Source organism: Mycolicibacter arupensis, assembly GCF_002086515.1.
Taxonomy (GTDB): Bacteria; Actinomycetota; Actinomycetes; order Mycobacteriales; family Mycobacteriaceae; genus Mycobacterium; species Mycobacterium arupense.
This window is the reverse complement of sequence record NZ_MVHH01000015.1, coordinates 45,946-69,305: the sequence shown is the minus strand read 5'-3', so window position 1 is coordinate 69,305 and position 23,360 is coordinate 45,946. Positions and strand designations below refer to the sequence as shown.

The 23,360-nt window shown below is 67.5% G+C and carries 22 protein-coding genes, 1 tRNA gene and 1 other RNA gene; 13 read left to right on the top strand and 11 right to left on the bottom strand.

The features are described from left to right. Positions 1 to 7: 7 nt before the first annotated feature. The 5 genes from BST15_RS09930 to BST15_RS09910 all read left to right on the top strand — a co-directional run bounded on the left by BST15_RS09930 (position 8) and on the right by BST15_RS09910 (position 4,127). On the top strand, positions 8 to 1,276 hold the full coding sequence (locus BST15_RS09930) for a PucR family transcriptional regulator (RefSeq protein ID WP_046190132.1): 1,269 nt from the start codon (positions 8 to 10) through the stop codon (positions 1,274 to 1,276). Positions 1,277 to 1,382: 106 nt separating this feature from the next. After that, positions 1,383 to 2,606 carry an alkane 1-monooxygenase gene (locus BST15_RS09925; RefSeq protein WP_046190131.1) on the top strand — a complete coding sequence of 408 codons (1,224 nt, stop codon included), beginning with the start codon at positions 1,383 to 1,385 and terminating at the stop codon, positions 2,604 to 2,606. Continuing rightward, on the top strand, positions 2,606 to 2,776 hold the full coding sequence (locus BST15_RS09920; protein WP_046190130.1) for a rubredoxin: 171 nt from the start codon (positions 2,606 to 2,608) through the stop codon (positions 2,774 to 2,776). Before BST15_RS09925 ends, BST15_RS09920 begins: the two co-directional genes overlap by 1 nt. Further along, entirely contained in the window at positions 2,776 to 2,958 is a 183-nt protein-coding gene (locus BST15_RS09915) for a rubredoxin (protein ID WP_024443033.1), read from the top strand. The genes BST15_RS09920 and BST15_RS09915 overlap by 1 nt, the downstream gene beginning before the upstream one ends. Further along, complete coding sequence (locus BST15_RS09910) at positions 2,955 to 4,127, top strand: NAD(P)/FAD-dependent oxidoreductase (protein WP_083070915.1); 1,173 nt, start codon at positions 2,955 to 2,957, stop codon at positions 4,125 to 4,127. The genes BST15_RS09915 and BST15_RS09910 overlap by 4 nt, the downstream gene beginning before the upstream one ends. Positions 4,128 to 4,304: 177 nt before the next feature. Here BST15_RS09910 and recR read toward each other — a convergent pair whose 3' ends face one another. Next, the gene (recR, locus tag BST15_RS09905; RefSeq protein WP_046190129.1) at positions 4,305 to 4,916 is read right to left on the bottom strand and encodes a recombination mediator RecR; all 612 of its coding nucleotides are present in this window, start codon (positions 4,914 to 4,916) and stop codon (positions 4,305 to 4,307) included. After that, entirely contained in the window at positions 4,917 to 5,252 is a 336-nt protein-coding gene (locus tag BST15_RS09900) for a YbaB/EbfC family nucleoid-associated protein (RefSeq protein WP_046190128.1), read from the bottom strand. Between the two features lie 171 nt (positions 5,253 to 5,423). Here BST15_RS09900 and BST15_RS09895 point away from each other — a divergent pair, with 171 nt between their 5' ends. The 3 genes from BST15_RS09895 (at position 5,424) to BST15_RS09885 (ending at position 8,874) form a co-directional block, all read left to right on the top strand. Next, a complete protein-coding gene (locus BST15_RS09895) occupies positions 5,424 to 6,131 on the top strand; it encodes an Rv3717 family N-acetylmuramoyl-L-alanine amidase (protein WP_046190142.1) in 708 nt (235 codons plus the stop codon). Positions 6,132 to 6,229: 98 nt separating this feature from the next. Continuing rightward, positions 6,230 to 7,573, top strand: coding sequence for an FAD-binding oxidoreductase (locus BST15_RS09890; RefSeq protein WP_234708336.1), 1,344 nt, complete (start codon positions 6,230 to 6,232; stop codon positions 7,571 to 7,573). Further along, positions 7,570 to 8,874, top strand: a complete 1,305-nt coding sequence (locus BST15_RS09885; RefSeq protein WP_046190126.1) for a class I SAM-dependent methyltransferase — start codon at positions 7,570 to 7,572, stop codon at positions 8,872 to 8,874. Before BST15_RS09890 ends, BST15_RS09885 begins: the two co-directional genes overlap by 4 nt. Before the next feature lie 3 nt (positions 8,875 to 8,877). On the opposite strand, the gene BST15_RS09880 is transcribed toward BST15_RS09885, so the two are convergent. Then, positions 8,878 to 10,104, bottom strand: coding sequence for an FAD-dependent oxidoreductase (locus tag BST15_RS09880; RefSeq protein ID WP_082104167.1), 1,227 nt, complete (start codon positions 10,102 to 10,104; stop codon positions 8,878 to 8,880). Between the two features lie 73 nt (positions 10,105 to 10,177). Here BST15_RS09880 and BST15_RS09875 point away from each other — a divergent pair, with 73 nt between their 5' ends. Then, positions 10,178 to 11,494: a class I SAM-dependent methyltransferase gene (locus BST15_RS09875; RefSeq protein WP_046190125.1), complete on the top strand. Its 1,317-nt coding sequence runs from the start codon at positions 10,178 to 10,180 to the stop codon at positions 11,492 to 11,494. Between the two features lie 18 nt (positions 11,495 to 11,512). Here the strand turns inward: BST15_RS09875 and BST15_RS09870 are convergent, their stop codons facing one another. The 4 genes from BST15_RS09870 to ffs form a co-directional block, all read right to left on the bottom strand. Beyond that, positions 11,513 to 13,441, bottom strand: a complete 1,929-nt coding sequence (locus BST15_RS09870; RefSeq protein WP_083070914.1) for a DNA polymerase III subunits gamma/tau — start codon at positions 13,439 to 13,441, stop codon at positions 11,513 to 11,515. A 55-nt stretch (positions 13,442 to 13,496) separates the two neighbouring features. Continuing rightward, complete coding sequence (locus BST15_RS09865) at positions 13,497 to 14,102, bottom strand: CHAP domain-containing protein (protein ID WP_046191478.1); 606 nt, start codon at positions 14,100 to 14,102, stop codon at positions 13,497 to 13,499. Between the two features lies 1 nt (position 14,103). Beyond that, positions 14,104 to 15,378 (bottom strand): aspartate aminotransferase type Ic, encoded by a 1,275-nt coding sequence (locus tag BST15_RS09860; RefSeq protein ID WP_046191477.1) that lies wholly within the window; start codon positions 15,376 to 15,378, stop codon positions 14,104 to 14,106. Between the two features lie 30 nt (positions 15,379 to 15,408). Beyond that, an RNA gene (gene ffs, locus BST15_RS09855) (signal recognition particle sRNA small type) lies at positions 15,409 to 15,503 on the bottom strand. Positions 15,504 to 15,705: 202 nt separating this feature from the next. Between ffs and BST15_RS09850 the strand changes: the two genes are divergently transcribed. From BST15_RS09850 to BST15_RS09840, 3 genes are all read left to right on the top strand, one after another. Next, a tRNA-Ser gene (locus tag BST15_RS09850) sits at positions 15,706 to 15,791 on the top strand. An 81-nt stretch (positions 15,792 to 15,872) separates the two neighbouring features. Beyond that, positions 15,873 to 16,583, top strand: coding sequence for a lipid uptake coordinator LucA (lucA, locus tag BST15_RS09845; RefSeq protein ID WP_046190276.1), 711 nt, complete (start codon positions 15,873 to 15,875; stop codon positions 16,581 to 16,583). Between the two features lie 29 nt (positions 16,584 to 16,612). Then, a complete protein-coding gene (locus BST15_RS09840; RefSeq protein WP_052751500.1) occupies positions 16,613 to 17,944 on the top strand; it encodes a DUF4226 domain-containing protein in 1,332 nt (443 codons plus the stop codon). Between the two features lie 12 nt (positions 17,945 to 17,956). Here BST15_RS09840 and BST15_RS09835 read toward each other — a convergent pair whose 3' ends face one another. The 4 genes from BST15_RS09835 to BST15_RS09820 all read right to left on the bottom strand — a co-directional run bounded on the left by BST15_RS09835 (position 17,957) and on the right by BST15_RS09820 (position 22,571). Next, on the bottom strand, positions 17,957 to 18,499 hold the full coding sequence (locus BST15_RS09835) for a hypothetical protein (RefSeq protein WP_046190291.1): 543 nt from the start codon (positions 18,497 to 18,499) through the stop codon (positions 17,957 to 17,959). Between the two features lie 34 nt (positions 18,500 to 18,533). Beyond that, entirely contained in the window at positions 18,534 to 19,007 is a 474-nt protein-coding gene (locus BST15_RS09830) for a DUF5078 domain-containing protein (RefSeq protein ID WP_370759735.1), read from the bottom strand. A gap of 208 nt (positions 19,008 to 19,215) precedes the next feature. Further along, positions 19,216 to 22,125: an MMPL/RND family transporter gene (locus BST15_RS09825; protein WP_046190277.1), complete on the bottom strand. Its 2,910-nt coding sequence runs from the start codon at positions 22,123 to 22,125 to the stop codon at positions 19,216 to 19,218. Continuing rightward, a complete protein-coding gene (locus BST15_RS09820; protein WP_046190278.1) occupies positions 22,122 to 22,571 on the bottom strand; it encodes an MmpS family transport accessory protein in 450 nt (149 codons plus the stop codon). The genes BST15_RS09825 and BST15_RS09820 overlap by 4 nt, the downstream gene beginning before the upstream one ends. An 83-nt stretch (positions 22,572 to 22,654) precedes the next feature. Here BST15_RS09820 and BST15_RS09815 point away from each other — a divergent pair, with 83 nt between their 5' ends. After that, a complete protein-coding gene (locus tag BST15_RS09815; protein ID WP_109370861.1) occupies positions 22,655 to 23,341 on the top strand; it encodes a TetR/AcrR family transcriptional regulator in 687 nt (228 codons plus the stop codon). Positions 23,342 to 23,360 lie beyond the last annotated feature (19 nt).

The window sequence follows — 23,360 nt, the reverse complement described above, 5'->3', positions numbered from 1 at the left end:
TCACACCATGATCGATCAGAGCGATGTCGCCGAGGCCGCGATCGGAATCTCGCAGCGGCTCTACGACCGCCTGCCGGAGACCATCGGCGTGATCGAAGACATGGTCGCCAGGGAATCGCCGGATCTGACCAGTGATTCGTCACTGCTGCAGCTCCTGCACGAGACCGTGTCGGCGAACGTCGACACATATTTCTCGGCGATCCGGCACAACATTCCGGTGGCCGATATCGCGGCACCGCCGGTCGCCCTGGAACATGCCCGCCGGCTGGCCCAGCGCGGGGTGCCGGTCAACGCGCTGGTGCGCGGCTACCGGCTCGGCCACTCCGTGGCACTGCAACTGGTGCTGAGCGAGATTCGTGCCGCGGCACTGGACCCCGACTTGAGCCTGAGCGTGCTCGGTGCCATGTCGGCGCTCATGTTCGGCTACATCGACGAGATGTCGCAACAAGTCTCCGCGGTCTATCAGGCCGAACGGGAACGCTGGCTGGAGAGCCGAAATGCAGTGCGCGCGTTGCGGGTCCGTGAGATTCTCGCCGACGATGGCCGCGACGTCGACGCGATGACGACCGCGATCCGCTATCCGCTGCGACGCACCCATGCCGCGATCGTGGTCTGGTATCCCGACACAGGGGTAGACCGGCTGGCCGCGGCGGAGGCTTTCGTCAAGCACCTGGCGGAGGCGCTTCCACTGCAGGGATCACCGTTGTTCGTCCCCGCCGACAGCACCACCGGATGGGCCTGGCTGCCACTGCAATCCTGCGCCGGATCCGATGTGGTGCAACAGATCCGAACATTCGCACAGAACGCCGACGGCGAACCCTGGGTGGCCATCGGCGACCCGCTGCCCGGGCTCGAGGGTTTCCGCCGGTCGCACCAACAGGCGCTGGCAGCACACACCCTGATGGCGGCATCCGGCGCAAGCGCCAATCGGGTCAGTGCCGCCGGCGACCCCGGGCTCGGCGCAGCGGCCCTACTCGGATCAGACAACATTGCGGCCGCGCGGGCCTGGGTCGCCGAGGTCCTGGGCCCACTGGCCGGCGACACCGAAGCCGACGGCCGACTCCGCGAGACGCTGCGCGTGTTTCTGCGGACCGGATCGAGTTTCAAGGCTGCCGGCGAGCTGCTCCACCTCCATGTCAACACCGTCAAGTACCGGGTGCAGCGGGCGGGCGAGCGGCGCGGGCGCCCGATCACCGAAGATCGGCTGGATGTGGAGATCGCACTGCTGCTGTGTCAGTGGTACGGGGCTGCGGTGTTGTCCTCGCAAGACGAATAGCCGTCCGATTTCCAGCCGCGCCGGACGAGCGGCAAGGCGGCGTAACTACCTAACGTCAGGCACATCGGAAAAACCGTGGTGTGGACCGGCGAGAGGTTGAAATGCGATGAGCACCGAGATGGCCAGCGAACCGAGGGTCTGGCAGGACAAGAAGCGACACCTGTGGCTGTTAGGCCTGGTGGTGCCCACCATGCTGTTTCTCATGCTCCCGCTGGTCTGGGCGCTGAACCTGGCCGGACTGCACACCGCAGCGCAGGTGCCGTTGTACATCGGGCCGATCCTGCTCTACGTGTTGCTGCCGGCGCTGGACCTGTGGATCGGCGCCGATGGGCAGAACCCGCCGGATGAGGTGATGGCGGCGCTGGAGAACGACAAGTACTACCGCTACGCCACCTACGCCTACATCCCCTTCCAGTACGCCACCGCCATCTTCGGCGCCTACCTGTTCACGGCCTCGGATCTGGGCTGGCTCGGGTTCGACGGGTCACTGGGCTGGCTGGGCAAGATCGGCGTGGCGCTCACCGTGGCGACGGTGGCGGGGGTCGGCATCAACACCGCCCACGAGTTGGGCCACAAGCGGGAGTCGCTGGAGCGGTGGCTGGCCAAGATCACACTGGCCCAGGTCTGCTACGGGCACTTCTACGTCGAGCACAACCGCGGCCATCACGTTCGGGTGGCCACCCCGGAGGACCCGGCGTCGGCCCGCTTCGGCGAGACGTTCTGGGAGTTCCTGCCGCGCAGCGTCGTCGGCGGTATCCGCTCGGCGTGGGAGCTGGAAGCTCAACGGATCCGCCGGACCGGTAAGAGCCCGTGGAACCCGCGGACCTGGGCGGACAACGACGTGCTCAACGCCCTGGCCATGTCGGTGCTGTTCTGGGGCGTGCTGATCGCGGTGTTCGGGGTCGCGTTGGTGCCCTACGTGCTGATCAACGCCATCTACGGCTCGTCGCTGCTGGAGTCGGTGAACTACCTGGAGCACTACGGACTGGTGCGCCAGAAGCAGGCCAGCGGCCGCTACGAGCGCTGCACGCCGCAGCACAGCTGGAACTCCGACCACATGGTGACCAACCTGTTCCTGTACCACCTGCAGCGGCACAGCGACCACCACGCCAACCCCACGCGGCGCTACCAGACCCTACGCAGCTTCGATGACTCGCCGAACCTGCCGGCCGGCTATGGAGCGCTCATCGGGGTCACCTACTTCCCTCCGGTGTGGCGCAAGCTGATGGACCACCGGGTGCTCGAGCACTACAACGGCGACATCACCCGCGCCAACCTCTCGCCACGCCGCCGGGAGAAGATCCTGGCCCGCTACCAGGTGCCCGCCTGATGGCCCGGTACGCATGCCCGGGCTGCGGCTACATCTACGACGAGGCCACCGGGGCGCCCCGGGAGGGGTTCGGCGCCGGCACACCCTGGCACCAGATCCCCGAGGACTGGGCCTGCCCGGATTGTGCGGTGCGCGAGAAGCTGGATTTCCAACCGACGGGAGCGAACTGATGAGCGACTACAAGTTGTTTCGGTGCCTGCAGTGCGGTTTCGAGTACGACGAGGCGCTGGGCTGGCCCGAGGACGGTATCGAGCCCGGCACCCGCTGGGCCGACATTCCCGAGGACTGGAGCTGCCCGGACTGCGGCGCCGCCAAGGCCGACTTCGAGATGGTGGAAGTGGTCCGGCCGTGAGCGGGACACTCATTGTCGGGGCGGGGCTGGCGGCGGTCCGCACCGCAGAACAGCTCCGCCGCAACGGCTTTGACGGCCCACTCACGATCGTCGGCGCCGAAGATCACCTGCCCTATGACCGCCCGCCGCTGTCCAAGCAGATGCTGCGGGGGGAAGTCGCCAGCGTCGCCCTCAAGCCGGCCGGTTTCTACGAGGACAACCAGATCACCGTGCGCCTCGGCTGTCCCGCCCGCGCCGTCGACGTGTCCGGACACAGCCTGGAGCTGGCCGACGGACAGGTGCTGGACTACGACCAGCTGGTGATCGCCACCGGCCTGGTGCCCAACCGCATCACGGCGTTCGGCGACCTGGACGGTATCTGCGTGCTGCGCTCACTCGACGACTGCACCGCGCTGCGGACCCGCGCCGCGAGCGCACGCCGCGCCGTGGTGGTGGGCGCAGGCTTCATCGGCTGCGAGGTGGCGGCCAGTCTGCGAACCCTGGGCGTGCAGGTGGTGCTGGTGGAACCGCAGGCCGCACCCCTGGCCGGCGTGCTGGGCGAGCAGACCGGGGCGTTGATCGCGCGGCTGCACCGCGACGAAGACGTCGACGTGCGTACCGGGGTGACGGTGGCGTCCGTCTCCGGCGACAAGGCCGTCGCGTCGGTGACCCTGTCCGACGGTTCGGCGATCGATGCCGACCTCGTGGTCGTCGGCATCGGATCGCGCCCGGCCACCGAGTGGCTGCTCGGCAGCGATATCGACGTGGCCGACGGCGTCGTCTGCGACGAGGCCGGCCGCACCAGCGCCCCGGATGTGTGGGCAATCGGCGACGTGGCGTCCTGGCGCGACGCGACCGGGACCCAGGTCCGCGTCGAACACTGGAGCAACGTCGCCGAGCAGGCGAAGGTCCTGGTGGCGGCGATGCTGGAGAGCGAAGCGGCTACCAGCCCAGGCGTGCCGTACTTCTGGAGCGACCAATACGACGTCAAAATTCAGTGCCTGGGCCGTCCGCGCGCCGGCGACATCGTGCATCTGGCCGAAGACGACGGCCGCCGATTCCTGGCCTACTACGAGCGCGACGGTGTCCTGGTGGCCGTGGTGGCTGCCGGTATCCCGGAGAAGGTTCGGACCGCACGCGCCGCGATCGGCGCCGGGGTGGCCATCGCCGAGGTGCTGCAGCCGGCGTAGCGACTCAGGGGCGCCAGCCGCGTGGCGGGTCAGCCGGCCTGCAGAGATCGCCTCGCTGCCGATGAAGACCCCGCCCATGACGGAATGATGCCAACCCCGACTGACATCGCTCGAGACCGACGTTGTGCAGACACAATGCGGGAACGCGCCTGCACAACGTCGGTTTCGAGGGAAAAATCAGGCCATGGCGCGGCGGCCCGTGAAGGCCCGGCCCAAGGTCAGCTCGTCGGCGAACTCCAGGTCACCGCCCATGGGCAAGCCGGACGCCAAGCGCGTCACGCTCAACCCGGGGATGTCACGCAGTACCCGCACCAAATAGGTGGCGGTGGCCTCGCCCTCGGTGTTGGGGTCGGTGGCGATGATCACCTCACTGACGTCTACCCCGTCGATGCGCTCCCCCACCCGATTGAGCAGCTCACGCACCCGCAGTTGCTCCGGGCCGATCCCCGACAACGGATCCAGCGCACCGCCGAGCACGTGATAGCGACCCCGGAACTCCCGGGTGCGCTCGATGGCTGCGACGTCCTTGGGTTCTTCGACGACGCAGATCTGGGCGACGTCACGGCGCGCATCGGCGCAGATCCGGCAGCGCTGCGCATCGGAGACGTTGCCGCACACCTCACAGAACTGCACCCCATCGCGGACCTTGGTCAGGACCGCGGTGAGCCGGTCGATCTCCGGCGGCTCCACCGACAGCAGATGAAAAGCGATCCGCTGGGCACTCTTGGGCCCGATGCCCGGCAGCTTGCCCAGCTCATCGATCAGGTCCTGGACCGGACCCTCGAACACCTAGGCTCCCGGCATGCCGAGCGCGCCGCCCATGCCGCCGGCCAGCGGTGACAACCGCTGCTGGGCCAGTGCATGCGCCTTCTTCGAGGCGTCTGCGAGCGCTCCCACCATCAGGTCCTGCAAGGTCTCGATGTCGTCGGGGTCGACGACCTTCGGGTCGATGTGCACGGCGAGCACCTGACCGCTGCCGTTGGAGGTGACCTTGACCAGGCCGCCGCCGGCCTCACCGTGTACCTCGGTGACTGCCAACTCCTGTTGTGCCTGCAGCAGTCGCTGCTGCATCTGCTGGGCCTGGGCCAGCAGCGCCGACATGTCGGGCGGGCCTCCTGGTTGCATGACACTCCCTTTGCGTCGATCGTCTGCGCGGTCTCGACCGGGTTGCGGCTTGGTTACAGCTGGACAGACCCGGCGCGCGTGAGGACTCCAGCGTAGTCGGCCCCGGCCTACCTTGGCGGTGTGCGCGTACCAGTTCTTGTCCGTGTCGGCACCGCGATCATCACCGGCCTGATGGTGGCCGCCGTGGTGCCGAGCGCGCCGCCGGCCTCAGCTGCCCCTATCGCGGGCATGATCGTCTTCCTCGACCCCGGGCACAGCGGTTCCGGCGACCCGGCCGCCCTGAGCCGCCAGGTGCCCAACGGCCGCGGTGGCACCAAGAACTGTCAGACCAGCGGCACGGCGACCAATTCCGGCTATCCCGAGCACAGCTTCACCTGGGACACCACGTTGCGGATCCGCCAGGCCCTGACGTCCGCCGGTGTCCGCACCGCGATGTCACGAGGCGACGACACCGGGCCTGCTCCGTGCGTCGACGCCCGCGCCACCGCCGCCAACGCACTGCACCCCAATGCCATCGTGTCCATCCACGCCGACGGCGGGCCGGCCAACGGCCACGGCTTCCACGTCAACTACTCCGCGCCGCCGCTGAACTCGGCCCAAGAAGGACCGGCGGTGCGGTTAGCCCAGGTCATGGCCGGGCAGCTGCAGGCCGCGGGCATACCGCCGGCAAACTACATCGGCACCGACGGCCTGAAGGGGCGCGCCGATCTGGCCGGACTGAATCTGGCCGAATACCCGTCCGTGCTCGTCGAGCTGGGCAACATGAAGAACGCGACCGACGCGGCCCTGATGGAGAGCCCGGCAGGCCGCCAGCGCTACGCCGACGCAGTGGCTCGTGGCGTCATCGGATATCTGAGCAGTCAAACCCTGGTGCCCTGAGCCCGCGGGTCACCGCGCCGCTACGTGCACATCGGCCGATCCGCCGTTAGCGTGGAGGGTGATGTCCGTTCGGCCGGCCGATACACCGACATCCCACACTGGGGGGGGTGCAGCGGCTGCTGGACAGCTACCGCAGCATTCCCGCCGACGCATCGGTGCGCCTGGCCAAGCCCACCTCGAATCTGTTCCGGGCCCGCAGAAAACGGCAGGCCCCCGGCCTGGACACCTCGGGGCTGGTGCGTGTCATCGCTGTCGACCCGCAGAACCGCACGGCCGACGTCGAAGGCATGTGCACCTACGAGGACGTGGTCGCGGCCACCCTGCCCTACGGGCTGACGCCGTTGGTGGTCCCGCAACTGAAGACGATCACGGTGGGAGGCGCGGTCAGCGGCCTGGGTATCGAATCCGCGTCGTTCCGCAACGGGTTGCCCCACGAATCGGTGCTGGAGATGGACGTGCTCACCGGCGGCGGCGATCTGCTGACCGTGTCGCGAGAACAGCATGAAGACCTCTTCCACGCGTTTCCCAACTCCTATGGGACGTTGGGATACGCGACGCGCCTGCGGATCGAGCTCGAAGACGTCAAACCCTTCGTCGCGTTGCGGCACATCCGCTTCGACTCCCTGTCCGAGTTGGTCTCCACGATGGACCGCATCATCGACACCGGCGGCTTCGAAGGGGTCCCGGTCGACTACCTCGACGGGGTGGCGTTCTCGCCCCAGGAGAGCTATCTGTGCGTCGGGATCGCGACCGACTCCCCCGGCGCGGTCAGCGACTACACCGGCCAGCAGATCTACTACCGCTCGATTCGGCACCCACGCGGAATCAAAGACGACCGGCTGACCACCCACGACTACCTGTGGCGCTGGGACACCGACTGGTTCTGGTGCTCGCGGGCCTTCGGCGCCCAGCGCCCGCTGGTGCGCCGCTGGTGGCCACGCCGCTACCGGCGCAGCAGCGTGTATTCGAAGCTGATCGCCTACGACCGACGTTTCGCCATCGCCGATCGGATCGACAGGCGCAACCATCGCCCGCCGCGCGAGCGGGTGGTGCAGGACATCGAGGTCCCGCTGGAGAACTGCCGGGAGTTTCTGGACTGGTTCTTCGCCAACGTGCCGATCGAGCCGGTGTGGTTGTGCCCGCTGCGGCTGCGCGGCGACGAGGAGTGGCCGCTCTACCCGATCCGGTCCAACCACACCTACGTCAATGTCGGATTCTGGTCGTCGGTGCCGGCCGGGGCCACCGAGGGCGCCACCAATCGCCTGATCGAGTCCAAGGTGAGCGAACTCGACGGCCACAAGTCGCTGTACTCCGACGCCTACTACACCCCCGGTGAGTTCGATCAGCTCTACGGCGGTGCGACCTACCGAATGCTCAAGAAGACCTACGACCCCGACTCTCGGCTACTGGATCTGTATGCCAAGGCGGTGCGGCGGCAATGACCGTCGGCAGCGAGCAGGTGCACACTCCGACGGGCCGATTGAGCCTGGCCCAGATCTTGGAGACCCTGGCCACCGACGGACACCTGCCGCTGCGATTCACCGCTTACGACGGCAGTACTGCCGGCCCCAAGGACGCTCCCCTGGGGCTGGACCTGTTGACTCCGCGGGGCACCACGTATCTGGTCACGGCTCCGGGCGACCTGGGCATGGCCCGCGCCTATATCGCCGGCGACCTGGGGCTGCACGGCGTGCATCCCGGCGACCCGTATCAATTACTCAAGGCGCTCGCCGATGAACTGCACTTCAGCCGGCCCTCGCCCCGTGTGCTGGCGAACATCGTGCGTTCCATCGGCATCGAGCACCTGCGGCCGATAGCGCCGCCACCCCAAGAAGCGCTGCCTCGCTGGCGTCGAATCGCAGAAGGACTGCGGCACAGCAAATCTCGAGATGCCGACGCGATTCACCATCACTACGACGTGTCCAATGACTTCTACGAGTGGGTGCTGGGGCCGTCGATGGCCTACACCTGCGCGGTCTACCCAGATCGGGACGCAACTCTGGAGCAGGCCCAGGAGAACAAGCACCGGTTGATCTTCGACAAGCTCCGTCTGCAACCGGGCGACCGGCTGCTCGACGTCGGCTGCGGCTGGGGCGGCATGGTGCGCTACGCCGCGCGCCATGGAGTGCATGCCATCGGGGCGACCCTCTCGGCCCAGCAGGCCCGGTGGGCGCAGCGTGCGATCGCCGAAGCCGGTCTCTCCGAATTCGCCGAGGTGCGGCACTGCGACTATCGCGACGTGGGTGAAACAGGATTCGACGCGGTCTCCTCGATCGGGATGACCGAACACATCGGCGTCGCCCACTACCCCGCCTACTTCGGCTTCCTCAAGTCCAGGCTGCGACCCGGCGGCCTGCTGCTCAACCACTGCATCACCCGGGCGGACAACAGATCCGGCGCTGCCGCAGGTGACTTCATCGACCGGTACGTGTTCCCCGACGGGGAGTTGGCCGGATCGGGCCGGATCACCAGCGAGATTCAGGACGCCGGCCTGGAAGTGCTGCACTGCGAGAACCTGCGTAACCACTACGAGCTGACCCTGAGGGACTGGTGCGCCAACCTGGTGGCGCACTGGGATGAGGCCGTCCGGGAGGTGGGGCTGGCCACCGCGAAGGTGTGGGGGCTGTATATGGCCGGATCCCGATTGGGGTTCGAGCACAATGTGATTCAGCTCCATCACGTGCTGGCGGCCAACGGGGATGCAGCGACAGGCCTGCCGCTGCGACCGTGGTGGAGGCCTTAGCCCTCAGCCCCTGCGCGCGAAAGCGGGTGCCCGCTCGGGGCGCACCCCCACTCCGACCAGGTAGGCCGGCAGGGCCGACAGCCAGGGCAGCGCACTGAACAGGGATGCCACCCGAGCCGGCGGGCTGAAGTTCTGGCCGCGCAGGATCGGATTCAGCGTCCGGTGCGCCAGACGCTGCACCGACTGGGTGACGACCGTGGGCAGCTCACGGCGCCGCTGCACCGCCTCCAGGTCACGCCTGCTCACCCGGCCGCGCCGGAGCGGGTCGGCCAGAATCGTCGCCGCGGCCACCGCGTCCTGCACCGCCAGGTTGATGCCGACACCTCCCATGGGCGACATGGCGTGCGCCGCGTCGCCGATACACAGCAGCCCATCAATGCTCCAGCGCCGCAATCGGTTCAATCGGACATCGAGGTGTTTGATGTCGTCCATGGTGCGCAGGGCCGCCACTGTGTCGGCAGCCTCGGGGATGAGCTCGACCACCTCACGGCGGAAGGATTCGATACCGCGGGCCCGCACCTGCGCATCAGTGCCCTTGAGGCCCAGGAAGGCCACCTGGAAATAGCCGTCACGCGGAATCATGATGGCGGCCTTTCCCGCGCCCAGGCGGGGCAGCAGCGTGGGCTCGGTGGCGGCATCGGTAGGCAGCCGGAACCACCACACGTCGAAGTTCACCGGAAACTCGCGTACGTCCAGCCCGGCGACCTGCCGCGCTATCGACCACCGGCCGTCGCAGGCCACCGTGAGGTCGGCCCGCAGTTCACCGGGCCCTTCGCGGTCCTGATAGCGCACCCCGGCGACCCGGCCGTGCTCGTAGATCAGGCCGGTGACCTCGGACTGCATACGCAAGGTGAACGTCGGCTCGGTCTGTGCGGATTCGGCGAGCAGGTTGAGCAGGTCCCACTGCGGCACCATCGCGACGTAGGGGTGCGGCTGGCCACGTATCCGGCTGAAGTCGACCACGGTGACGTCACGCCCGGCCACATCGAGGCTGAGCTGGCGGATCTGACTGTGCGCCAACGCCGTGAAGCGCTCCCAGAGCCCCAGCTCATCGAGCAGGCGCAGCGTGGTCGGGTGAACGGTGTCGCCACGGAAGTCACGCAGAAAGTCGGCGTGCTTCTCCAGCAACGTCACCTGCACGCCGGCCCGGGCCAGTAACAGACCGAGAACCATGCCTGCAGGCCCGCCGCCGATGATCGCGCACGTGGTGGTTCCGGTCTCCTCGCCCATGGGGCTGCAACGTTACGCGTGTTTGAGGCGCCGCCCGGGCGGTTATCCGCATCTCGACAACGGGGGGTAAACCATGACAGCGAAAACGCTGACGAGAGACACTGCAACCACGACGAACGGCAGGCTGGGCCTGGCCGAGATTCTGGTGTTACTGGCCGGCGGCGGCCAGCCACCGCTGAAGATCTCCGCCTACGACGGCAGCAGCGCCGGGCCCAGCGATGCGGAACTGGGCGTGGACCTGCTGAATCCGCGAGCCACCAACTACCTGGCCACCTCGCTGGGCCAACTCGGGATAGCCCGCGCCTACGTCGCCGGCGACCTCGAACTGCACGGTGTACATCCGGGCAATCCCTATGACGTGCTCAACGCCATGGCGGATCTGGAATTCAAACACCCGTCTCCGCGCGATCTGGCCAACATCGTCCGCTCTATCGGCCTGCGGAACCTCAAGCCGATCGCGCCGCCCCCGGAGGAGGCGCCACCGAAATGGCGGCGCAACGCCACGGGACTGCGCCACAGCAAGTCACGAGACGCCGACGCGATCCATCACCACTACGACGTGTCGAACACCTTCTACGAGTGGGTGCTGGGCCCGTCGATGACCTACACCTGCGCGATCTATCCGAACCCCGAGGCCACTCTGGAAGAAGCCCAGGAGAACAAGTACCGGCTGATCTTCGACAAGCTCCGTCTGCAGCCCGGCGATCGCCTCCTTGACGTCGGGTGCGGCTGGGGCGGCATGGTGCGCTACGCCGCGCGGCGCGGGGTGTATGCACTCGGTGCCACCCTGGCCGCAGAGCAGGTCGCGTGGGCACAGCAGGCGATCGCCGATGAAGGACTCTCCGAGTTCGCCCAGGTGCGGCACTGCGACTACCGAGACGTGCAGGAAACCGAGTTCGACGCCGTCTCATCGATCGGCATGACTGAGCACATCGGGGTGAAGAATTACCCGGCCTACTTCGGTTTCCTCAGATCGAAACTGCGCACCGGCGGGCTGCTGCTCAACCACTGCATCACCACGGCGGACAATTCCGTCTACAAGGGCGACCCCTTCACCGACCGGTATGTCTTCCCCGACGGCGAGATCACGGGCATTGGAACCATCACCGCTGAGATCCAGGAGACCGGTCTAGAGATCCTGCACGAGGAGGACTTCCGGCTCCACTACGCCAAGACGCTGCGCGGCTGGTGCCAGAACCTGGTGGACCACTGGGACGAGGCGGTGGCCGAAGTCGGGCTGGGCCGGGCCAAGGTGTGGGGCCTGTACATGGCGGCGGCGGTGATCGGCTTCGAACGCAACCAATGCCAGCTCCACCATGTGCTGGCCGGCAACGTCGACAACCAGGGCGGGGATGGGGGCCTACCGATGCGACCCTGGTGGACCCCCTAGAAACACCCGCCCCGGTCTCTAGTCGCCGCTGATCCGGCGAGCGCCCAGTTCGTTCTGCAGCAACTCCAGAGCAACTTCTTCGGGGTCGCGCCGCGGGGGCGCATCAGAGCCGGCGTCCACCGCAGCCTCGGCCAACATGGCGTCCTCGTCGGCGCGCCGCGCCGATTCCACGTCGGCCGGGGCGGGCGCCGCCGATGCCGACGACTCTGGGGCCGGCCCACCGGCGTCGCAGCGCACTCGCCAGTTCACCCCGAGTGCGTCTTTGAGCGCCTCGGTGATGACGTCGGTGTTGCGCGGTTCGGAGAGTCGCCTGGCCAGCGAGGCCGTCTCGTGGGTCAGCACCAGCGTGTTGCCGTCGATGGTGCGTACCGTCGCGCCGGCCAGCATCGCCTCGGTAGAGCGGCTGCGCTGACGCACCTTGTCGCGCACCGTGGTCCACATCGCGCGGACGGCCGCGACGTCCGGTTCACCCGGAGTCGGTGCCGCTGCGGGCGTAGGTGCCGCAGGTGCTGGGGGTTGAGGCGCGGGTGCGGGTTCCGGCGACGGTGCCGGTGCCGGTGCCGCAGGTGCGGCGCTGACGGGCGCAGGCGCCGGCCGGGGCGCGGACTCCGGTTGCGGCGCGGGTTCGGCGGCCCGCGACGAGCGGCGGGTGAACTGCTTGGCGGTCGCGGCGGCGGCCGGCGCCGGCTTGGCGGCCGCCGGCGCGGGGGCGGTGGCCGGCGCACCATCGGACGGCGCGGCGCCGGTCCGCACTGGGCCCGCCGGAATCGACATGTCCAGGCGGCCCTCGATGCGCTCGATGCGTTGCAGCAGGGCGGCTTCGGTGTCGGCGGCCGAGGGCAACAGCAGCCTGGCGCACACCACTTCCAGCAGCAGCCGGGGAGCGGTGGCACCCCGCATCTCACCCAGGCCTGCGTGCACCACCTCGGCATAGCGGGCAAGGGTGGCCGGGCCCAGCCGGGCGGCCTGGTCATGCATCCGTTCCAGCATGTCCTCCGGCGCGTCCACCACACCCTTGGCCACCGCGTCGGGCACCGCCTGCAACACGATCAGGTCGCGGAACCGCTCCAGCAGATCGATGGCGAATCGGCGTGGGTCGTGACCGGCGTCGACCACCGCCTCCACCGCGCCGAACAGGGACGCGGCGTCGCCGGCGGCCAGTGCGTCGACCGCCTCGTCGATCAGGGCGACGTCGGTGGCCCCCAACAGGCCCAAGGCCCGCTGGTAGCGAACGTGACTGATGTCGGGGCTGCCGGGCATGGGCTCGGAGCCGGCCAGCAACTGGTCCAGCACCGAGAGGGTGTCGCGCGGCGATCCCCCACCGGCACGGATCACCAGGGGATAGACCGCGTCGTCCACGGCGACGTGTTCCTGCTCGCAGATCCGCCCGATCAGCTCACGCATGGTGCGCGGCGCCAGCAGCCGGAACGGGTAGTGATGGGTGCGACTGCGGATGGTCGGCAGCACCTTTTCCGGCTCGGTGGTGGCGAACACGAAGATCAGATGATCGGGCGGCTCCTCGACGATCTTGAGCAACGCATTGAATCCTGCGGTGGTGACCATGTGCGCTTCGTCGATGATGAAGATCCGGTAGCGCGATTGGGCCGGCGCGTAGAAGGCGCGGTCCCGAAGATCGCGCGTGTCATCGACACCACCGTGACTGGCCGCGTCGAGTTCGACGACGTCGATGCTGCCCGGCCCGTTGGGGGCCAATGCCACGCAGGAGTCGCACGTTCCGCACGGCGTGGGGGTGGGGCCCTGCGCACAGTTCAGCGACCGCGCCAGGATCCGCGCCGATGACGTCTTACCGCAGCCGCGGGGTCCGGAGAACAGGTAGGCATGGTTGATCCGGCCCGCCGACAGCGCCGTGCACAGCGGATCGGTGACGTGTTCCTGCCCCACCACTTCGGCGAAGGTTGCCGGCCGGTACTTGCGGTAGAGCGCCACGCAAGGGAGGTTACTTGCTCGGGCCGACGACGTTGCAGGCCCGGCAGCACCGGCGCTACACCTTGGGGCGCAGGTACCCCAGTGTGTTCCACATCGGAGTGATGTCGCGCCAGTTCAGCGTCACGAACAGCCGTCCGCCGGAGTTCTGTTCGGCGACCTCGTAGCCCATCAGGCTGCCGCTGCCGCGCACGGCGGTGACAACTCCGGCATGCCCGTGTTCGCTGACGAACCCGCCCGGACCATAGACGACGATGTCGCCGACACGAGGCTCATTGAGGCCGCCGTCGAACGGCACCTGATCGAAGTACTGAGCCAGACCATTGGTGGGGAAATGGTGGTAGAGATCGAACGCATTGCCGCTGGGGTCGGTGTTGTGCCAGAAACCCAGAGCCTGGATGTAGTGCTGCACCAGCGGATAGCACTGGCCGTCGCCGTACATCACGGGATGCCCCAGCGCCGCGTCGGCGGCATCGCGGCGGAACACGTCGAGTTCCTCCAGCGCCCGGGGCGGCAAGGCGTCGACGGCCTGCTCGGCCACCACATCGGAAGCCTGCACCGACGGCGGCTCGACCGGCCGTTCGGGCACTGCGTATGCCGCAGGCGCCTGCCCGAGGGCCAGCACCGCTGCCGCCACCACCGCGCACTCCCGCAGGTTTGTCATCTCAGCCCAGCAGCTGCTCGGCGGCGGCCAGCAGCGCACACGTGGCCAGTCCGTCCACTGCGTTGCGCAGATCCTCGCTGGACGGGAACGACGGGGCGATCCGAATGTTCGTGTCGTCGGGGTCCTTGCGGTACGGGAAGGAAGCACCCGCCTTGGTGACCGCGATCCCGGCGTCCTTGGCCAGCGCGACGGTGCGCCGCGCGGTACCCGGCAAGACGTCCAGGCTGATGAAGTAGCCCCCCTTGGGGTCGGTCCACGACGCGATCTTGGCGTCGCCGAGGCGGGCCTGAAGAATCTCGGCGGCCAGGGCGAACTTGGGCTCCAGAATCTCCTGGTGGCGACGCATGTGCCGCCGCACGCCGTCGGCGTCACCGAAGAACCGCAGGTGACGCAGCTGGTTGACCTTGTCCGGGCCGATCGAGCGCTTTCCGGCGTATTGCAGGTACCAGGCGATGTTGCCCAGCGAACCGCCGAAGAAGCTGACGCCGGCGCCGGCGAAGGTGATCTTGGAGGTGGAGGCGAACACGTACGGCCGGTTCGGGTTGCCCGCGGCCGCCGCCAAGCCCAGCACGTCGATCTGGTGGGGGAACTCGGCGGTCAGGGTGTGCACCGCGTACGCGTTGTCCCAGAACAGCCGGAAGTCGGGAGCCGCGGTCTTCATCTGCACCAGACGGCGCACGGTCTCCCACGAGTAGGTAATGCCGGTCGGGTTGCCGAATATCGGCACGGTCCACATGCCCTTGATCGCGGGGTCGGCCGCGACCAGCTCTTCGATCAGGTCGACGTCGGGGCCGTCTTCGCGCATCGGGACACCGATCATCTCGATTCCCAGGGTCTCGGTGATCGCGAAGTGCCGGTCATAGCCGGGCACCGGGCACAAGAACTTGACGGCCGGTTCCTGACTCCAGGGCCGCGGCGAGTCCACCCCACCGTGCAGCATCGAGAAGACGATGACGTCGTGCATGAACTCGAGGCTGGCGTTGTTGCCGGCGATCAGGTTGGGCACCGCGATGCCGAGCAGCTCCCCGAAGATGGCCCGCAGCTCGGGCAGGCCCTGCAGGCCGCCGTAGTTGCGCGTGTCGGTGCCGTCGTCACTGCGATAGTCGTCCGGGCCGGGCAGGCCCAGCAGGCCGTTGGCCAGGTCGAGCTGCTCGGGCGCCGGCTTGCCGCGGGTGAGGTCCAATGCGAGCTTCTTGGCCTGCAGATCGGCGTAGTCCCGCTGGAAGCGCTCATATTGCGCGGTCAGGTCGGCACGGTTGAGGGATTGCAGCGACACGGGTGCGCCTTTCAGCGTCGAAGGCCCGACATAAGGGGACCCCGCGCACCCGCCAGAGCCCATTGACCCTTGCTGCCTTCCGGCCCTGGGGGAGTTCACAGGATGGACGCCGCGCGGGGTCCAGGGGTAAGTCTAGCGGTGGTCGCGAGCGCGGCGAAGCCGGGCGCTGCGGGCCAGCGCCAGCGGGCACAGCGGTGGTCGCGAGCGCGGCGAAGCCGGGCGCTGCGGGCCAGCGCCAGCGGGCACAGCGGTGGTCGCGAGCGCGGCGAAGCCGGGCAGGACGAGCGGCGCGCGAGGCCCGCGACGGACTCAGCTACCATTGCCGACGGAGGATTCGCCTAGTGGCCTATGGCGCTCGCCTGGAACGCGGGTTGGGTTAATAGCCCTCAGGGGTTCAAATCCCCTATCCTCCGCACCCGATTCAGGTGCGGCCGGACCGAACGATGATGGTCCGGTCGCACCTGAATCACTAGCTGACGAGCATGGGAGGTGGCGTGAGTCGTACCGTCGCCACGGTTTGGCACGCGTCGCTCTCGACCCTCGCGGTCCTGCTGTATTTCCTGTTCGTCCTGCCCCGATGGTGGGAGCTGACCGGCTTCGCCCCACACGTGCTGGGCACGGTGATGCGTGTCCTGCTCGGACTGCTGGTGGCGGCGATGGCGCTGCCGGTGGCGGCTGTCTTGAAGCAGGCCCGCAAGCCCGAGTACGGCACCCCGCAGCTGGCGCTGTCCCTGCGGTCCGGCTCGATCGTGGCGCACCTGGTAGCCGGCGCCTTGATCGCGGGCACCGCTGTCAGTGAGATCTGGTTGTCGCTGGACAGCTTCGGAACGTGGCTGTTCGGGATCTACGGCGCCGCGGCCGCGATCGCCCTGCTGGGGATCGGCGCGTTTTACCTGGCGGTCGTCGCCGAGATGCCGCCGCCGCCGCCCAAACCGATCAAGCCCAAGGCCGAAAAGCAGCCCAAGCAGGGGCGCCGCCGGGGGAAGAAGTCCGGCGACGAGACGGCGCAGGACACTGTGGACGCCGAGGCCGAGGTGGACGCCGAGGACGAGTCCGACGCGGAAGCTGAATCCGACACCGAAGACGCCGATTCGGAAGCCACCGAGAGCGTCGAGGCAGACGGCGACGAGACCGCCGAGCCGGAGGCTGCCGACGGCGACGCGCTGCGCCCGTCGGGCAAGCGGCGGGCGAAAAAGACCCCGTAGGCCCGATCCGGCCCGACTACCCTGGCGCTATGGCCGAGAACGTCGGGGCTTTTGCGGACGCGGCGCGTGCGCGTGAAGAGGCGCTCGCGACCCGGCTGGCCGCGTCGGCAGCGGCCGACACAGAGTTTCAGGCGATGCTGCAGCAGGTCGTGCGCGCCAACACCGGTTCTCGGCAGCGCCTCAATGCCATCGAAGCCGAGATCCGCGAATCGGCCGCCACATGGCCAGGCCTGGACACCCCCGCGGGTTCGCGACAGTTCCAGCGATTCCTGACCGCCAAGACCCGCGAGATCCACCACGTGGTCTCTGCCGCGGCCGGCGACGACGAGCGCCGCGCCCACCTCGCGCAGGCCCTGACCAACCACTACAGACTGGGTAGCGGCCAGGACGGGGATTCGCACATTCGGCTGGTGGACAACACCATTGCCGCTGACGGCCAGCAGCCACGCGATCCGAACATCAACGGCGTGGGCAGCCCGCCGATGCCGGAGAAGCAGGACGGCGCTCCCTACGACCTGGGCGCGACGATCCCGGGCACCGGCATCGTCATCACCGGCGACCCGGAAACCGGCCACCCCCGACTGCGCCTCCCCGGACAGCCCGACATGGACAACCCGTTCCCCGTCGATGACGGTTTCCGCGCGCTGCCGACCGGGACCGCCGTCGGCCCCGACGGACAGCACTACGCGTTCTACAGCGTGCGGCCCTACGGGCCGGGCACCTCGCCGGACAACTACATCGCACCGGAATCGCGGGTACAGGACCTGGCCGACCCGGCCACTGACCTGGGGCCACTGCTGGGCACCCCCCTGGGCGCAGACACCAAGGTGGGCATCTCGCAGGCCAGCGGCGTCTACGACCCCGCATCGGGAACCATGATGATCGTCGGCAACGTCGGCCAGGACGGTCAGCGTGCCCTGTGGCAGTCGGCGCCGGTCGCCGCCGGGGACCCGCCCCATGCCTGGATGAACAGCCTGCACGAGGTCGGATCCTTCACCAATCTGGGTTCGGCCAACCGGGAGAATCAGATCGTCTCGCTACCTCAGGGCGGATATCTGTTGACCAGCGCGAGCGACGGCGGCCAGATCGTGGGCGTTGCCGCGGGCAGCCCTCAGGGCCTGCTGCAGGCGCCCGCACAGGAGCTCACCGGCCCGGGCTTGATTGTGAGTCCCGGCAACCAGCCGGCTGTGCCGTACGGGCCGAGCATCGTCAACGTCGAGACTCTCCCCAATGGGCAGGAGCAGGTCACGATGCGCGTCAGCACCTGGCCGACACCGCAGGGCTGGCCGATCGGGCCCGATTCCCCGCCGCCGCCCTACCACCCGCGCACGTACACGACCACGTTCACCGTCACCCCGTAGCGCGCGGGGGCCTCAGAACGCGGTGCTGCCCGAGGGGCTCAGCACGAACCCGTGCTGCCCCAGCGAGGTGTCCAGGCAGGCGACCAGCTGATCATTGCCCACCGCACAGGTGACGTTGCCGTAGGACAGCTTCTGCCCGACACCCAGGAATGCGCCGTTGGAGAACTGGCGGCCGCAAGTGGCCGGTTCACGGTTGAGCCGTAGGCCCGCAGCGCCCTGCGAGCGTACGGTGCCGATCACGCAGCCATCGGGCACGGGGGCACCCGAGCCCAGCGGCGCGTTGGCCAATCCGGGCATGTCACCGTCACAGATGATGGCCTGCGACGTTCCCGCCGGCGGATCGATGGCATCGAATTGACAGGCGACGTTGTAGGGCGTGGAGAAGTTCACCCATCGCCCCGGCCCCTTGGGTCCGGTCGAGATGTAGTTGTCCACCGGCACCGTGGCGAAGTCGTCGAAGTTGGGAAACCCCGCGGGCTGGGCCTGCGCGGGTGATCCGGGAGCCGCCAGGAACAGGCCCCCGGCGGCCGCAGCGGCGCCGACCAGAAGCCGCAAGATGCGACGGTGGGAACCGTTCATCGATCTGCCGTTACGGCTTGGGCGCCCAGTCCCACACCGACATGTCGTCGCGGGGGTACTGGCTGCATGCCTCGGTCGACTTGGCAACAACACCCTTGTTGTTGAAGAAGATCTTCGCGTGGTTGGGCCACGACACCGTCAGTGGGTCGGCGAAGTTGGTCGCCAACTCCTCGGAGTAGGCCCGGCGCTGCTCGGGGCTGAGCGAAAAGAACCAGTGCATCTTGTCGATGGCCGCGTGCTGCACCTGCACCGGCTTGTTGTGCATATCGATCATGTAGCGCTCGTAGTAGATCGGCGACAGGTCGCGGCTGGCGGCCAGCATCTGCTCGGCACTGCAGTCAGTGTGAATCACCCGACGCGGAATCGGGAAGTCGTCGGTCGCGTCGGCGGAGGCGACGGCGGGCAGCAACGCGGCGGCCATGGCTGCGCTTGCGGCGGCAGCGGCCACGACGATGCCCCGCAGAAACGGGCGGTGCGTACGCATGGAATCCACTGTAGCCATTCCCCCGGTCCTTTCACTGTGTCAGTTTTCTGCTAGCCAAACCCGCAGGTGAGACCGCTGAGACGGGTGAGGCGAAAGCGGCGATAAACGGCACAACCAGCCCGCCGAACTCACTTCGTCATGCTACATAACTTTAGTCATGCTACCTAATTGTTTGTGGCCGTTCGACCATGGAATCGCTCACAGCGGGCTAACGCTTGTGAGCCAACTCCTCGGTGTCTTGCCCATCCCCACCGCGCGCCAAGGCGGCCGCCTCGCGGTGCCGGGCGGCCTTGCCGCCCACGTGCGGCAACACGTTGATGGGCCACCAGAACCAGCGCCCCAGCAGGGCCGCGATGGACGGCGTCATGAACGACCGCACGATCAACGTGTCGAACAGCAGACCCAGACCGATCGTGGTACCGATCTGCCCGATGATGCGCAGGTCGCTGACCGCCATCGACGTCATGGTGAGGGCAAAAACCAGGCCCGCCGACGTCACCACCTTCCCGGTGCCGCCCATCGCCCGGATGATGCCGGTGCGCAGCCCGGCGTGGATCTCTTCCTTGAATCGGGCGACCAGCAGCAGGTTGTAGTCCGATCCCACCGCCAGCAGGATGATCACCGACATCACCAGCACCAGCCAGTGCAACTGGATGCCGATGAGGTACTGCCAGAACAACACCGACAGACCGAACGACGCCCCAAGCGACAGTGCCACGGTTCCGACGATCACCAGCGCCGCGATCAGCGCCCGGGTGATCAGCAGCATGATGATGAAAATCAGGCACAGCGAAGCGATTCCGGCGATCAGCAGGTCATAGCTGGAGCCGTCGTGCATGTCCTTGAACAGTGACGCGGTCCCGCCCAGATAGATCTTGGCGTCTTCGAGCGGCGTGCCCTTGAGCGCTTCCTCGGCCGCGACGCGGATCTTGTCGATGTGCGAAATGCCTTCGGCGGTAGCCGGATTGCCGCGGTGCGAGATCATCATCCGGACGGCCTTGCCATCCGGCGCGATGAACATGTTCATCGCGCGCTTGAAGTCCGGGTTCTCGAACACCTCTGGCGGCAGGTAGAACGAGTCGTCGTTCTTGGACTCGTCGAACGCCTTGCCCATGGCCGTGGCGTTGTCGCTCATCTCGTCCATCTGGTCGAAGATGCCGGACATGGTGCTGTGCATCGTCAGCATCATGGTCCGCATGGTCTCCATGGTGTCGATCATCGGCGGGAAGGTGGTCAGCATCTGCGGCAGAAGTGCGTCCATGTCGCCCATGTGCGCAATCATCTTGTCCATGCTCTGACTCATCGGGTCCACGCTGTCGACCATGTCGAACGCCGAGCGCAGCGAGAAACAGATCGGGATGTCGAAGCAGTGCGGTTCCCAGTAGAAGTAATTGCGGATCGGCCGCCAGAAATCTTCGAAGTCGGCGATGTGGTCGCGGATGTCGTAGATCTGCTGCTGGAGATCGTCCATGTCCATGACCATCTCGTGGGTGATACCCGTCATCTGGCTCATGTAGCCGTACATCTGGCGCATGGTGGCGATGGTCTGCTCCATCGCCTCGGCCTGCGTCAGCATGTCGTCCATGCGTTTCTTCTGGAACTGCATGGTCTGCAACTGGCCGGCGTTCTGCATGCTGATCTGGAACGGGATAGAAGTGTGTTCCAGGGGGGTGCCCTGCGGGCGGGTGATCGCCTGGACCCGGGAGATCCCGACGACCTTGAACACCGACTTGGCCAGCTTGTCGATGATCAGGAAGTCCGACGGGTTGCGCAGGTCGTGATCGGATTCGATCAGCAGCACCTCGGGCATCATGCGGGACTGCGAGAAGTGCCGATCGGCCGCGGCGAAGCCCTCGTTGGCGGGGATGTCGGTGGGGATGTACTTGCGGTCGTCGTAGGCCTGCTGGTAGCCCGGCAGGGCCAGCAGCCCGACGGCGGCGACCGCCAGCGAGGCAACCAGAACCGGTCCGGGCCAACGGACGATCACCGTGGCCACCCGCCGCCACCCGCGGGTGCTGGTGGCGCGCTTGGGGTCGAACAGGCCGAACCGGCTGCCGACGGTGATGACCGCCGGGCCCAGCGTCAGCGCCGCGGTGACCGAGACGAGCATGCCCACCGCACACGGGATGCCCAGCGTGACGAAGTAGGGCATCCGGGTGAAGTGCAGGCAGAACACCGCTCCGGCGATGGTCAGGCCCGACCCCAAGATGACGTGCGCGACACCGCCGAATGCGGTGTAGTAGGCCGATTCCCGGTCTTCGCCGGCTTGCCGCGCCTCGTGGTAGCGGCCGATCAGGAAGATCGCATAGTCGGTGCCGGCGGCGATCGCCAGCGAGACCAGCAGGTTCACCGCGAACGTGGTCAGCCCGACCCAATGATGGTGTCCCATGAATGCCACCACGCCGCTGGCGGCGTTGAGCTCCATGTAGACCATGCCCAGTAGCAGCGCCACCGTGACGACGGAGCGGTAGACGAGCAACAGCATGGTCAGGATCACCAGGATGGTGACCACCATCATCCTGAACATCGACTTGTCGCCGGCGTGGTTCATATCGGCGGCCAGGGCCGCGGTTCCGGTGACGTAGACGGTCAGCCCCGGCGGGGTCTGGACCGAATCCACGATGTCGCGAACCGCTGCGATGGACTCGTTGGCCGCGGCCTGACCGATATTGCCGACCAGATTCAACTGCACGTACGTCGCTCTGCCGTCGGCACTTTGGGCGCCTACGGCGGTCATCGGGTCGCCCCAGAAATCCTGGACGTGCTGGACGTGGGCGGTGTCGGCCTTGAGCTTGTCGACCACCTCGGCGTAGTACTCGTGTTCGGCGTCGCCCAGCTCGTGATCGGCCTCCAGCACGATCATCGCGGTGCTGTCGGAGTCCGATTCCTTGAAGACCTTGCCCATCTCGGTCATGGCCTGCATGGAGGGGGCGTCGGTGGGGCTCGCCGAGACGGCGTTCTGCTTGCCGACCTCTTCCAGCGGTGGGATCGTGGCGGCCAGCACGGCGATCAGCGCGAACCACGCCAGGATGATGGGAACCGCGAATTTGCGGATGGTCCGTGCGATGAACGGTCGCTGGGGGTTGCCGCCGGCGCCGTGCTGTGCGGGCCGGCTCATGCCGCCTTCAGCAGACAGAACGTGTAGGCGTTCACCTCGTTGGAGATCCGTTCGGCTTTGACCTCACCGTCGACGGTGATCCGGCAACCGATGCTGTTGCTGTTGCCCTGCGCCATGATGCTTCCCACCACGGCGGGCAGCGTGGTCACGATTTCGAGCTGCCACGGCAGCGCCACGTCCTGAACCCGTTGCGGTTCGGAGTTGACGTCGAAATAGCTGATGTCCGCAATGGTTCCGGGCGGGCCGAAGATCTCATAGGTCAATCGCTTGGGGTTGAACGGTTTGGTCTCATCGTTCTGGCCGTCGGAGTAGGACGGGCGCTTCTCGGAGCCGAACAGGCCGTGGATACGCGTCACGGCGAATGCGGCGACACACACCACTGCCACGATCACCAGGGGTATCCACACCCGGCTCAGCACCTTGAAAATCGGAGTCCCCTTCACCATGTCATCTTTGGGTACCCTAACCCAAGTCAACGTGCGTAAACGCACGCTACAGCACGCGCACGGAGCCCCGCAACGCACATCATGTGCGTTATCCTGCCCCCGTGGCCCCGGTGACCTTCCAACGCGCGCGCAGCGACGAGAAGAAGCGTCAGCGGGCCGAAGCACTGATGGAGGCGGCGCGTTCGGTGGCCGCCGAAACCGGGGTCGCATCGGTCACGCTGACCGCGGTCGCCAGCCGAGCCGGGGTTCATCACTCCGCGGTGCGGCGCTACTTCAGCTCCCACAAGGAAGTGCTACTGCGGCTGGCCGCCGAAAGCTGGCAGCGCTGGGAGTCGAACGTCTGCACGGCATTGAACGAGCCCGGGCCGATGTCTGCGGCACGTGTGGCAGCCACCCTGACCAGCGGATTGGTTGCAGACCCGCTGTTCTGCGACATGCTGGCCAACCTGCACCTGCATCTGGAGCACGAGGTCGACGCCGACGTCGTCGTCGAGGTCCGGCGAAAGAGCACCGCGGCGGGGCTGGCCATGGCCGACGCCATCGAGCGGGCCCTGCCCGGCCTGGGCAAAGAGGGTGCACTAGACCTGCTGCTGGCCTCGTATTCGCTGGCGGCCCCGCTGTGGCAGATCGCCCATCCGCCGGCGGACCTCACCGAGGCGTACGCCGTGGAATCTCAGGTTCCACCGGATTGGAATCTGGATTTCACCACCGCTTTGACCCGGCTGCTCACCGCCACCTGCGTCGGCCTGTTGGCAGCGCGCGCGGACTGAAAGGCCGGTGGCCCCGCCT

Coding starts and splice junctions, on each gene's coding strand:
- BST15_RS09865 (WP_046191478.1), bottom strand. CDS start 14,102: ATGACAAACCTGCGGGAGTGCGCGGTGGTGGCGGCAGCGGTGCTGGCC.
- BST15_RS09820 (WP_046190278.1), bottom strand. CDS start 22,571: ATGGTGAAGGGGACTCCGATTTTCAAGGTGCTGAGCCGGGTGTGGATA.
- BST15_RS09900 (WP_046190128.1), bottom strand. CDS start 5,252: ATGCAACCAGGAGGCCCGCCCGACATGTCGGCGCTGCTGGCCCAGGCC.
- BST15_RS09925 (WP_046190131.1), top strand. CDS start 1,383: ATGAGCACCGAGATGGCCAGCGAACCGAGGGTCTGGCAGGACAAGAAG.
- BST15_RS09915 (WP_024443033.1), top strand. CDS start 2,776: ATGAGCGACTACAAGTTGTTTCGGTGCCTGCAGTGCGGTTTCGAGTAC.
- BST15_RS09885 (WP_046190126.1), top strand. CDS start 7,570: ATGACCGTCGGCAGCGAGCAGGTGCACACTCCGACGGGCCGATTGAGC.
- BST15_RS09840 (WP_052751500.1), top strand. CDS start 16,613: ATGGCCGAGAACGTCGGGGCTTTTGCGGACGCGGCGCGTGCGCGTGAA.
- BST15_RS09875 (WP_046190125.1), top strand. CDS start 10,178: ATGACAGCGAAAACGCTGACGAGAGACACTGCAACCACGACGAACGGC.
- BST15_RS09825 (WP_046190277.1), bottom strand. CDS start 22,125: ATGAGCCGGCCCGCACAGCACGGCGCCGGCGGCAACCCCCAGCGACCG.
- BST15_RS09880 (WP_082104167.1), bottom strand. CDS start 10,104: ATGGGCGAGGAGACCGGAACCACCACGTGCGCGATCATCGGCGGCGGG.
- BST15_RS09830 (WP_370759735.1), bottom strand. CDS start 19,007: ATGCGTACGCACCGCCCGTTTCTGCGGGGCATCGTCGTGGCCGCTGCC.
- BST15_RS09930 (WP_046190132.1), top strand. CDS start 8: ATGATCGATCAGAGCGATGTCGCCGAGGCCGCGATCGGAATCTCGCAG.
- BST15_RS09920 (WP_046190130.1), top strand. CDS start 2,606: ATGGCCCGGTACGCATGCCCGGGCTGCGGCTACATCTACGACGAGGCC.
- BST15_RS09895 (WP_046190142.1), top strand. CDS start 5,424: ATGGTGGCCGCCGTGGTGCCGAGCGCGCCGCCGGCCTCAGCTGCCCCT.